8 protein-coding genes are annotated in these 11,686 nt (G+C 44.5%); 6 read left to right on the forward strand and 2 right to left on the reverse strand.

The features are described from left to right. Nucleotides 1-27 precede the first annotated feature (27 nt). Both uraD and puuE read right to left on the reverse strand, forming a co-directional pair. Complete coding sequence (gene uraD / locus OCV24_RS15275) at nt 28-543, reverse strand: 2-oxo-4-hydroxy-4-carboxy-5-ureidoimidazoline decarboxylase (RefSeq protein ID WP_046223047.1); 516 nt, start codon at nt 541-543, stop codon at nt 28-30. Nucleotides 544-565: 22 nt separating this feature from the next. After that, nucleotides 566-1,501, reverse strand: a complete 936-nt coding sequence (puuE, locus tag OCV24_RS15280) for an allantoinase PuuE (protein ID WP_150877664.1) — start codon at nt 1,499-1,501, stop codon at nt 566-568. A 411-nt stretch (nt 1,502-1,912) separates the two neighbouring features. Between puuE and uraH the strand changes: the two genes are divergently transcribed. The 6 genes from uraH to OCV24_RS15310 all read left to right on the forward strand — a co-directional run bounded on the left by uraH (nt 1,913) and on the right by OCV24_RS15310 (nt 11,581). Next, nucleotides 1,913-2,266: a hydroxyisourate hydrolase gene (uraH, locus tag OCV24_RS15285; protein WP_017054911.1), complete on the forward strand. Its 354-nt coding sequence runs from the start codon at nt 1,913-1,915 to the stop codon at nt 2,264-2,266. Between the two features lie 246 nt (nt 2,267-2,512). Beyond that, on the forward strand, nt 2,513-3,856 hold the full coding sequence (locus OCV24_RS15290) for an NCS2 family permease (RefSeq protein ID WP_017054912.1): 1,344 nt from the start codon (nt 2,513-2,515) through the stop codon (nt 3,854-3,856). Nucleotides 3,857-4,007: 151 nt separating this feature from the next. Further along, nucleotides 4,008-5,456, forward strand: a complete 1,449-nt coding sequence (locus tag OCV24_RS15295) for a nucleobase:cation symporter-2 family protein (protein ID WP_017054913.1) — start codon at nt 4,008-4,010, stop codon at nt 5,454-5,456. 196 nt (nt 5,457-5,652) lie between these two features. After that, nucleotides 5,653-7,017 carry an 8-oxoguanine deaminase gene (locus tag OCV24_RS15300; RefSeq protein ID WP_136998526.1) on the forward strand — a complete coding sequence of 455 codons (1,365 nt, stop codon included), beginning with the start codon at nt 5,653-5,655 and terminating at the stop codon, nt 7,015-7,017. A 777-nt stretch (nt 7,018-7,794) separates the two neighbouring features. Further along, a complete protein-coding gene (locus OCV24_RS15305; RefSeq protein WP_137032070.1) occupies nt 7,795-9,033 on the forward strand; it encodes an alpha-xenorhabdolysin family binary toxin subunit A in 1,239 nt (412 codons plus the stop codon). A 151-nt stretch (nt 9,034-9,184) separates the two neighbouring features. Continuing rightward, on the forward strand, nt 9,185-11,581 hold the full coding sequence (locus OCV24_RS15310) for a hypothetical protein (RefSeq protein ID WP_137025496.1): 2,397 nt from the start codon (nt 9,185-9,187) through the stop codon (nt 11,579-11,581). The last annotated feature ends 105 nt before the right edge of the window (nt 11,582-11,686 follow it).

Genomic DNA, 11,686 nt, shown 5'->3' on the forward strand with positions numbered 1-11,686 from the left:
ACTGAGATAGCTGTTAACTCCGTTAACTTACATATCCCAGAGACGAAACATCGCGATCTTGTTGATCTCTTGAATCGCCGTAGCAAACTCAGTTTCACTATCATTTCCTAATCGCATCTCGAACGACTCAAGAATTTGGTAACGATTGGCTCCCTTCACCGCCATAATAAAAGGGAAATTGAAGCGACTTTTGTAGCTGTTGTTGTAAGAAGTGAATTTTTCAAATTCTTCGGCGCTGCACTTTTCAATGCCCGCCCCCGCTTGTTCTTTGGTCGACGACTCGGTAAGTTCGCCGTTTACTGCAGCTCGACCGGCTAAATCCGGGTGAGCATTGATCAAAGCCAACTGTTTGCCTTGGTCTGCACTTAACAAGGTCGATGCCATTTTCAAATGAAGATTCTCGATATGGTCATCTTCGGCATTCAAACCTTGGTCATAGACCGCTTCAGCAACCCATGGGCTGTGTTCGTAAACATCAGCAAAGTGCGCGACAAAAGTATCGCGGCTCATGGTTGTTGGTTGGCAAGATCGAAATTCAGTCACGTTAAGCCTCCTTGCTTCACTGCTACTTCTGTTGTTGATGAACGTTGTTCGGTTGATAAGGGTGATGTTGGTGCCAGTGGTTGGCAATATCGATTCGACGACATAGCCACACACTGTCGTGCTGTTTGACGTAATCTAAGAAGCGTCTTAATGCAGCAATACGACCGGGGCGACCAATCAGACGACAATGCAACCCAACCGACATCATTTTCGGTGCGGTTTCGCCTTCCATATAAAGGGTGTCAAACGTGTCTTTAAGATATTGGAAGAACTGTTCACCCGAGTTGAAACCTTGCGCCGTTGAGAAACGCATGTCGTTTACATCGAGTGTGTAAGGGATCACCAATTGCGGATGACCAGTCTCTGTGTGCCAATAAGGCAGGTCATCATCATAGGCATCGGAGTCGTAAAGAAAACCGCCTTCTTCTGCGACTAAGCGACGCGTATTTGGACCCGTTCGCCCGGTGTACCAACCTTGCGGGCGCTGACCCGTCACTTGTTGGATGATCTCAATCGCTTTAGTTATGTGATCGCGCTCTTCAGACTCATCAATGTATTGATAGTCTATCCAGCGGTAACCGTGGCTACAGATTTCGTGCCCCGCTTCGACCATGGCTTTGGCAACGTCTGGATGACGCTCAATCGCCATTGCGACCGCAAATACGGTCAGTGGGATTTCATATTCATCGAACAAGCGAAGAACACGCCACACACCCGCTCGGCTACCATACTCATAGATGGATTCCATGCTGATGTGACGTTCGCCTTTGATCGGCTGTGCTGACGGGATCTCAGAGAGAAAGGCTTCAGACTCTTCATCTCCATGTAACAAACAACGCTCACCGCCCTCTTCATAGTTCAATACAAAAGAAACCGCGACGCGCGCATTACCTGGCCATTGAGGGTTTGGAGGATTAGCTCCGTAACCGATCAAATTTCTTGAATAATCCTTATTCATCCAAGTACTCCTAACATAAGTGGTTGGCTTAGCCGCTCTTTCGTTGGTTCATCAAAATGAATCAGTGAGTGGATTTTCCAAAAACCGAGCAACCTTACCCCTGTACATTTATTGTATACAATTATTTATCTCAATGTAAAGATTTTGTTATTAAAGTTAATTTTAATCATTCATATCATTTAAAAACAACAGGTTAATGAAACCCAAGCTCACTAAAAAACGATAATAAAGATCTATAAAGTCAGAAAAAACGACAGATTAACCAACATTTTTATAACAATTAACTTTACTAATTGTGTACAGTTCGTACATAGTTAGTGATAACAAAGTGACCAGTTGCATTCTTTGCAAGGTCGAATTACACAGATAAACCACGGAACAGAGGAGCGCCAAAAGCGCTATTAAAGGACTATGGGAAGACTAACAACACACGTATTAGACACGACTCACGGCTTACCAGGTGCAGAGATCAAGGTAGAGCTTTATAAGGTCAACGAAGACTCAACAGAAAAGCTGGCGACGGTACTCACCAACTCCGATGGCCGAACCGATGCGCCGATTCTGGCAGGAAATGATTTCCGACCGGGGAAATACCAATTGGTGTTTTACGTCGCTGATTACTACAGAAGCAAAGGCGTGGAGCTGGATGGCGTGCCCTTCCTAGATGATGTGGTTATTCGCTTTGGTCTAGATAATCCAGACGCGCATTATCACGTTCCTCTTCTCGTCTCGCCTTACAGTTTCTCAACCTATCGGGGCAGTTAGTCCCGTGACCTAGAACTTCGAACTAGGCTCAACCGACAAATATTGAACAGATTCACGTGTACACCCCAAAAGGTGTGCACCCACTAAACACGCTCATATAAAAATACTAACAACGTTATTAGTTAGAAGTTGATGACTAAACAACAGATAACTAAAGAAATAGCGGCTAGGAAAAAACCTTAAAACTTAATATTGAAATCTCGCTGTATTCAATAAATGGATCACAACATAAAAGGACTTGCTGACATGAGTGAGAGTAAAACAGAAATACTCAACCAAGATGCGAACAACGGAATTTTAGAGAAGTTTTTTAAAATTAAGGCCCACGGAAGTAGCGTAAAAAATGAGTTAGTCGGCGGTGTCACTACCTTCGCAACCATGGCTTACATCATCTTCGTTAACCCACAAATCATGGCCGCTTCAGGCATGGATTCAGGTGCGGTATTCGTCGCAACCTGTATTGGTGCTGCGATCGGCTGTTTGTTAATGGGGCTATTTGCCAACTGGCCAGTTGGACTTGCACCGGGCATGGGTTTGAACGCCTTCTTCTCGTTCACTGTTGTGAGTGAAATGGGTTATAGCTGGGAAGTGGCACTGGGTGCGGTGTTTATCTCCGGTATTTTGTTTGTCGGGATGAGTTTTTACAAAGTACGCCAATGGATAATTGAAAGTATCCCAGTGAGTCTGCGTTATTCCATGACAGCGGGTGTTGGTTTGTTCTTGGGTCTGATTGGCTTAAAAACGGCAGGTATTGTAGTGGAAAATCCAGCAACATTGGTTTCTTTAGGTGACTTCACCAAACCTGAAGCGCTACTGGCCGCTATTGCTTTCCTCATTATTTCGGTTCTGAGTGAGCGCAAAGTATTTGGTGCAGTGTTAATTGGTATTTTGAGTGTGACTTTGGTCGGCATGATGCTTGGCTTAGTGCATTACAACGGTTTCTTTGCTGCGCCACCAAGTTTAGCGCCTACGTTCCTAAAAATGGACATTATGGGCGCTCTCGATGTTTCAATGATCAGCGTTATCTTGGCCTTCCTTTTTGTAAACATGTTCGATACCGCTGGTACTTTGATGGGCGTGGCTGAGCGTGCAAACCTAACCAATCCTGAAACGGGAAAAATTGAAGGCCTGAGCAAAGCGCTTAAAGCCGACAGTATCTCAAGTGTGGCAGGTGCGTGTGTGGGTTGTCCGCCAGTCACCAGTTATGTAGAAAGTGCCGCCGGTGTTGCAGCAGGCGCACGAACAGGCCTATCTGCGATTGTGGTTGGCGTATTGTTCTTAGCGGCGATTTTTCTATCACCACTTGCAGGCATGATCCCAGCTTACGCAACTTCTGGAGCACTCATCTATGTAGCGTTCGTGATGATGAGCAGCATGCAGCACATCGACTGGAAAGACTTCACAAACGGTGCTCCTGCTGCCATTACGGCGCTAATGATGCCCCTAACGTTCTCTATCGCCAATGGTATCGCACTGGGTTTCATTACCTACACAGTGCTGAAGCTGGCGACAGGTAAAACAAAAGACGTTTCAATTTCGATGTACTTCCTAGCGGCTATCTTCATCGCCAAGCTCGTATTCATCGGCTAATCACCAAACGTAACTATCGCTTGGCCTGCTCGCAGGCCGAGCTATCAAGAAACAGGTTACAACACCATTTTTATGACCCTACGCAGTTTGTAGAAGTCAATGTTTGACCGCCAATCGCCTGTAAACGGAAACACAGGCAAAGGAATATCAAATGAAACTTCTTTACACCCTTAATGAAAGACCGCCGCATAGCTTAACCCTCCTACTCGCGCTGCAGCATATGCTCGCCTCAATCGGTGGCATTGTCGCAGTACCCCTTATTGTTGGAGCATCGATTGGCCTGCCTAACACGGAAATCGTTTCACTGATCAATGCGGCACTATTAGCCTCAGGCATCGTGACCGTCGCTCAGTGTCTCGGCTTTGGCCCTGTTGGTATTCGACTGCCCGTTGTGATGGGTTCGAGCTTTGCCTTTTTGGGCGTCGCCATTTCAATCGGCAACGAAGGCGGTGTCGCCGCGATCATGGGCTCTGCGCTAATCGGCTCGTTTGTGGTGATAGGTGCCAGCTTCTACATGGACAAGGTGCGTACGCTGTTCCCAACCGTGGTAAGTGGTGTGGTGGTTACCTTAATCGGCTTAACCATTTTACCGGTTGCCATGAATTGGATCGGCGACGCTCCAGCCAACACTGAGCAATTCGCCACCTTACCTAAACTGTTTCTAGCACTGGTCTCTTTGGGGATCGTGATTGGCGTATCGGTTTACTGTAAAGGCGCGGTGGCGGCCTCCGCTATCGTGATTGGTTTAGCCGGCGGTTACATTGTGGCGCTATCACTCGGCATGGTGAATCTAGATCAAATCAGTTCTGCCGCATGGGTTGGCGGGCCTGAGCCCTTCAAATATGGCTTTACGTTTTCTGTCAGCGCCATCATCAGCATGAGTTTGGTGTACATCGTGGTTATCGCTGAAGCAACCGGAGACTTCATGGCGCTAGGGAACAACTGCCATACTCAAGTCAGCGGTAAAGATCTAAAACGTGGATTACTGGGCGATGGGCTTGGTAGCACACTCTCTTCCATTCTCACCGCGATGCCATTGGCATCATTCAGCCAAAACGTCGGCATTGTCGGTATCACAGGTGTGGCAAGCCGTTACGTAGTAGCTGCAACGGGAGGTTTATTAATTTTAGGTGGCTTATTTCCGAAATTAGCCGCCATTGCCGTCACGATCCCGAAGCCAGTGTTAGGCGGTGTAGGATTTGTGATGTTCGGTATGATCGCCTACGCGGGTATCCGCATGTTGATAAAGGCCGCAGACACCAAACGAAATGCCTTGGTAATCTGTGTTGGTTTGGCGTCTGGCTTGGCAGTGACTTTCGAGCCCAGATTGTTGCAACACTTGCCGCATGATCTCGCTAACTTTCTTCACTCTGGCATTACAACCGGCACCATCATGACGGTTGTTCTAAACCTTGTATTGCCTAAATCTTCACGAGCAGAAGAACAAGAAGCGCTAGCCGAAAGCCACGCGCAAGTTGAACTCGAAATGAAAGAGCAAGCTGAAGAAACACTACACTCAGACGATCAATTAGGGGTTCAACAAGAAGCCAGTACAAACGTTCAAACGGCGACAGAAAGCCCAGAACCCAAAGCTAATTAGTTAATGATCGAGTTAACTGGATAAATCTTACACTAAATGGTTCGCTAACTCGCGTAAAACCGATTTCCGTAGAGTCGCGGGCGTAATGAGAACACTGAAAGTTTCTGCGCCCTTGGTTCATATTATCTTTCAACAACAAATACCACATAAAGACCCTCTTCCCTGAAAAGGCAGAGATGGCTAAGGACTACTATGAATGGACACCATCTGGATTAAGAATCCTCTCGCAATCTACACTGGCTCGCTGGCTGATGCAGAAGGCGGCATTGTCACTGAAGGTAATAAAATCATTGAATTGGTTGGCAAACACAAAGAGCCGACTTTGCCCGTAGATTACAGCGTCGATGCCTCTCGTCATGTTGTAATTCCTGGGCTTATCAATGCGCACCACCACTTCTATCAAACTCTAACGCGTGCCTACCCCGGCGCGCTCAATAAAGAGCTCTTCCATTGGCTGCAAAGCCTCTACCCGGTTTGGGCAAACCTCGATTCTGAGATGATGAGTCTTGCTACAGAACTGGCTCTGGTTGAGCTGATGATGTCGGGCTGTACCACCGCTTCAGATCACCATTACTTACTGCCAAACGGACTAGAACATGCCATCGATTTACAAGTCGAGGCCGCAGAGAAACTGGGTGTAAGGGCGATATTCACTCGTGGTTCCATGAGTCTAGGGGAAGATGAAGGTGGGCTACCGCCACGACACACTATTCAAACCGAACAAACCATTATTGATGACAGCCAACGCTTGATTCGTGATTACCACCAGCGTGATGAAGGGGCGATGATTCAAATCGCACTCGCGCCTTGTTCGCCATTCTCGGTCACCACCGATCTAATGAAAGAGACCGCCAAGATCAGTGAGCGTGAGAACGTGATGATGCACACGCACCTTTGCGAAACGCTGGATGAAGAGGATTTCTGTATAGAGAAGTTTGGTCTACGCCCTGTCGATTACCTAGAAGATGTAGGGTGGCTTAACGAACGCACTTGGCTTGCTCATGGTATTCACTTCAACATAGAAGAAATTAGACGCTTGGGTAAAGCAGGGATTGGTATTAGCCACTGCCCAACTTCCAACATGATGCTGGCTTCCGGTATTTGTAAGAACAACGATCTTGAAGCCGCTGGCGTAAAAGTCGGACTGGGTGTCGATGGTTCCGCCTCGAATGACGGCTCAAATATGATTGCCGAAGTGCGCATGGCCATGTACTTACAGCGCCTGCAGTATGGTTCGGCGAATGTGTCGCACTTTGACGCACTGCGCTGGGCAACGTCAGGCTCTGCCGCCGCAATGGGCAGAACCGACATTGGTACGCTAGAGGTCGGTAAACAAGCCGACATCGCGATGTTCAAACTCGATGATATTCGTTTCTCTGGCAGCCACGATCCACTGGCTGCCCTACTACTTTGTGGAGCTCAACAAGCGGATAAGGTGATGGTAGCCGGAAAATGGCGAGTTAATGATGGGGCTGTAATTGGCGTAGACATGGAGCAATTAATGCACCGACACCATGCTGCTGCAATGAAGCTCGGCAAGCTGGCGATGAATAACAACTAACTAAGATACTTGCCCATCAAAGACTATAGACCAAAGCGAACGGCTTTGGTGGGTAAACTTATAAGCATTAGAAAACACCCGCAAGCATCCCAAAAAATCTGCAAACATGATTGCCTCTCAATCTGTATCAATCTATTTCTTTAAATAGTTCCACCTTTATTAAACCGGAAATATAAATATTAACTAATAAAAGACAATCTAATTGAATATTATCTAATTTAACCACACCTAATATAAGATCACCTAATAAAACATTCGCTAATAAAAATAACTAATAAAAATTACCGTCAGTATAAAAACACCCGTACATTGTTTGGCACAGATCAAATTTAAAACGCTCGTTCTATTTATATATCCATCAGATTAATCAACATATTCAGTAATAACTAAAACAATACAGATAATTATATTTCTATCACTTATCGCATTTATGAATAGAATAAAAACCTCTCGAGACCTTTCCACATCTATGCTAACAAAAGACACAAGAGTAGTGACTTAAATATCATTAAACTCAATAGATCAACAAACAATCAACATTAATTCAAATATGCGATCTGGGTGGAACTTTTCATTATAAATCTGCTATAGATTGGCCAAATATTATAAAAACAAAAAGCATATTAAAGGAGTTAATTTAAAAACCATAAAATAATTATAAGAATGAAAGTATAAAAATATTCAATAACCCTTCATAAATATTTAAAAATGCCATCAAGTGGTAGGGGGATTATTGTCTTTGCAAAAAGCTAATAACAAATCTAACAGGGCTAAACGATGAAAAAAATCACAAAAACACTCGTATTATCTTCGATCTCAATTGGGCTACTTTCCTCTTTTTCACTCACTTCTCAAGCCGCTCCAGTTCAAATCAACCAAGCGTCAGCTGAACAAAACATACCTCAAGTTACCTACGACACGATCATTGGTGAGAATGGCGTCTTTATCGATTTAGAAACTGACAACTTTATTCTTAAGCAACAAGAGTGGTATCAGATTCAAGCCTATGTAGAAGGTGCTTTGGCCCTACCCGTGACAGAAGCCAGTATGAAGTCGACTTTAAGTATTCCTAACGACATTCCTTTTTCTAATTTCCAAGCACTGGTTCAGCAATATTCAAGTATTCACGATACCGCCTTCTATTGGAAAAAAGACCTTTACCCAAGCATCGTTGATCTTTCATTAAGTTTGGCCAATTACGTGCAAATCAAAGACTATATGCTCAACCCTTTGAGCGATGCTTTAAATGAAATGTTAGCCAAAGCATTCTCTCCCTTGCCGGAAGATATAGAAGCGGTTGAACGCAATAGAAAGGTGGCGATCGCTTACCTGAAAAGCCTGCAGAGTTTTTCCATGAGATACCAACAAGAAGTGTCTGACGTTGGCGGTAATCTATTGGAATTTTCAGCAACTTTAGATACACAAAAATTGCAGTTAGATGTATTAGAAAACACTCACAACGGTTACCTGAGCGATGATGGCAGTGCGCTTCAACAACGAGTGAATGACATCAACGCGCGTATTACTCAACTCAATAAAGATTACACTCACTACGTTACGGTCGCCTCTACCGCAGTGACTTATGCTTGGTTCCCTCTGGTTGCAGGACCAATCATGGGCGTATACGGCGATAAAGCAGAAAAAGCGCGTAAGCTTCGTAACGAATTACAAAGTGAAGTAAAAGAGCTTCAAGAGCAATTAACTTATACGCAGAAAATATATAACTCTTATCATCGCTCTTCAGAGAGTATCGATATGATTTCTCAACAAATAGAAAGTGCGATTCCACATATTAATAAGCTGAAACTAAATTGGCAGAAAATGAATGCCGACTTTACTTCACTGCTCGTTGCCTTAGAACAAGCCCAAAATAATGCCGACATCATGAAAGACGACGCAATGCTTGGCGCAATAGGCGCTCTTGCCAATACAACGGTTGCAGAAAGCAACTGGAGTAATATTAGTGAGAAAGCAAAAGCGTTCGCAAACAATGCATATATCCAAGAAATGGAATAGTCCATAGGCCTCTCGATCATATAGAAACACAAAAAATATAACGCAATAGCCAAAAATATATCCCTAACAGAAAGCCGCACCTTATCAAAATTAAGGTGCTGGCTTCTGCTACCCAAAATTTGGCAAATACTAATTTCGACAGGACATAAATATGAGACTTCTACCTATTATTATTTCTCTTTCATTCTCTCCACAGGCTTTTTCTAGCGATTGGCTTGAACTGAACAATTTACCCAATTCAACCGAATACCCCACTTGGGTTCAATCGGCCTATTCCGATGTTGGCGTCCTATCTCGTTCCACATCCGATTTACACATCAACCTCAGTGATTGGATAGCAGAACAAAACCTTTACGTCACTCAACCCTCAAAAATCGTCATTTTTGCAGATACCATTGAAATTCCAGATAATTTCAACTTGCTTGTAAACAACCAAAACATCCTTATTTTTGCACGAAAAATCGTTGGCCAAGGCACGCCGACGTTTGTGCTCGGACAGCAAGGCTCTGCAGCCTCAATTTCTGTGATTGCCGGCGAAATAGAAACACCGATTAATGTACTCGCTTTCCAAAGCGATGGCAGCATTACACGAGACGCCCTAACAGGAAAAACTGGTGATGGCGAATCCGTGGTATTGGCAGGAGAACACTACCGAAGAACGACCATTGAATCGAACATTACTGGGCAAATGAAACTGGCTACTGAACCTTTTACAGACATTGTTAATCGCTCTTTTGATATGGCGGCCAGCTTATACGATACCAACCCAGAGCTTAGCCTCGACCTCATCAACTGGATTGAACAGAACTTGCGTTACTCAGGTTCAGTGGTTGAAGACGACCCGATTCTTTCCGACCTTTACCTACAAACGGTCGCGTTCAAGCAATTCATTAGCTTCAGCACCAAAGAGAGCAATTACGTTCCTTATCTCGACAAGGTGTTATATCAAGATAAATACGAAGCCTATTTGAACGCTATGATCGCGTATCAAACTCAATGGGACATTATTCAAGATAGAAACACGGTCATTGAAGACAAAATTGAAGCTGCTAAGTTAGCACTCGCTAACATCGAAGACGTTCTACGCGCTCAGAGTTCGATCATCACACAAACCCAATCCAACATAGACAAGATAGGCGATAGCCTGACCGAGGTCGATAGCCAATATAAAGCACAAGAACTGGTCACTCTCAGTTCAAGAACCACTTATTTAGTTGGTGTAGAAAATTGGAAAACCCAACAACAACTCAATGCGGCTCTAGCAATATTCAAAGCAATAGCCGAAATTGGAAGTGCCGTGAGTGGGGTATTCACAGGCAACCTTTCTGGTGTGAATGATCTCACCGAACAGTTGGCTAAAACACCTGAAGCATTAGAAAAAGCGAAGAACCTCGTCACCAATATCAAGTCCGTCACAGGCATTATTGATAGCGTGACCAAAACGATTTCTGGCATTTCTCAGTTAACCGCGGATATTAAATCAACCATCAAGCTCCAGAAGGTATCTGAAGCGATGGATGGCTTTAACTTCAACATCCCAACCATCAATGAAAGCAATCTGGCGTGGGATCTGATGATCACCGAGATCCGCAGCAACTTAAGATATGCCGATAGCTTAGGTATCAAAGGAGCAAGACAATACTTACTCGAACTCGAAAAGCAGGTGCTTCTGGGTAAGGCAATTAACATCACGCAGCTTAACTTTGCTCACGAGCAAGCGAAGTTGGTAGACCTCTTGCTCACCAATAATGTGACTATCAATCAACAGCAAAGATTGAACGGTGCGATCGAGGGTTATCAAGTAGACACCGACAGCTTCGATTCGATTGAACGTGAACTATCACGAGTATTGATGCACTTCAAGCGTCCGATGTTCGTTGCTTTGTCTAACTATGTTCAGGCATACGAATATTGGGCATTGAAGCCAAGCGAAGTTACGCCTTCTCTGAATAAAAGCTACTTGGACTACCAGTTTGATTTGGCTACTGTCGAAAGTGAGTATGTAAATGCTCTGTCTTCTTTCCAACCAGCACCACAAGATTTCACCATCGACAACTACACCATTTCTAGCCCCAAGCAACTAGAGAGCTTTGCAACAACCGGACAACTAAACTTCACCATTCCACTAGAACAAGTCCAATTGTGTTCGTTTGACCGCGTTAGGCTTTCCACGGTACGAGTGTTTTTAGAGGGTGAAAACTTACCTTATGGCAAGCAACTCAACTTACGAGTTTCCAGTTCGGGTAACTATTTAGACCGATATGAGAACAAGGACTACCAGTTCAGTTCTAACCCTGTTTCACGCGCATTCTATTACCGCCTAGATGATCCAACAACCAACGATGTTAGCATCATCACCGATGGTGCCGTGGCGAATAAATTCGAATACGCCTACTTCCAACCCACTCCGTTTTCATCATGGAATGTAACACTCAACAACTTTGATAAAACCGATCAAGCGAACAACCAGTACCTAAAAAATATCGAACAGGTTCGGGTCGAATTCTTAGGTAGCGGTATCCCTAACGGGAATAGTTGCTCTAATTAGCTAAGTGCTATTTAGTTAACCAAAGCGTTGCTTTAATCCAAAGGACCGAGGTTCAAGGGCTAAGCCAGTAACAAAAAGGCCGACATTACGTCGGCCTTGTTCATT

Source organism: Vibrio kanaloae, from assembly GCF_024347535.1.
In the GTDB taxonomy this organism is placed as follows: domain Bacteria; phylum Pseudomonadota; class Gammaproteobacteria; order Enterobacterales; family Vibrionaceae; genus Vibrio; species Vibrio kanaloae.

Excerpts from the sequence above, each read along its gene's own strand:
- OCV24_RS15290 (WP_017054912.1), top strand. The coding sequence starts at position 2,513 with ATGAGTGAGAGTAAAACAGAAATACTCAACCAAGATGCGAACAACGGA.
- OCV24_RS15310 (WP_137025496.1), top strand. The coding sequence starts at position 9,185 with ATGAGACTTCTACCTATTATTATTTCTCTTTCATTCTCTCCACAGGCT.
- uraH (WP_017054911.1), top strand. The coding sequence starts at position 1,913 with ATGGGAAGACTAACAACACACGTATTAGACACGACTCACGGCTTACCA.
- OCV24_RS15305 (WP_137032070.1), top strand. The coding sequence starts at position 7,795 with ATGAAAAAAATCACAAAAACACTCGTATTATCTTCGATCTCAATTGGG.
- puuE (WP_150877664.1), bottom strand. The coding sequence starts at position 1,501 with ATGAATAAGGATTATTCAAGAAATTTGATCGGTTACGGAGCTAATCCT.
- OCV24_RS15295 (WP_017054913.1), top strand. The coding sequence starts at position 4,008 with ATGAAACTTCTTTACACCCTTAATGAAAGACCGCCGCATAGCTTAACC.
- OCV24_RS15300 (WP_136998526.1), top strand. The coding sequence starts at position 5,653 with ATGGACACCATCTGGATTAAGAATCCTCTCGCAATCTACACTGGCTCG.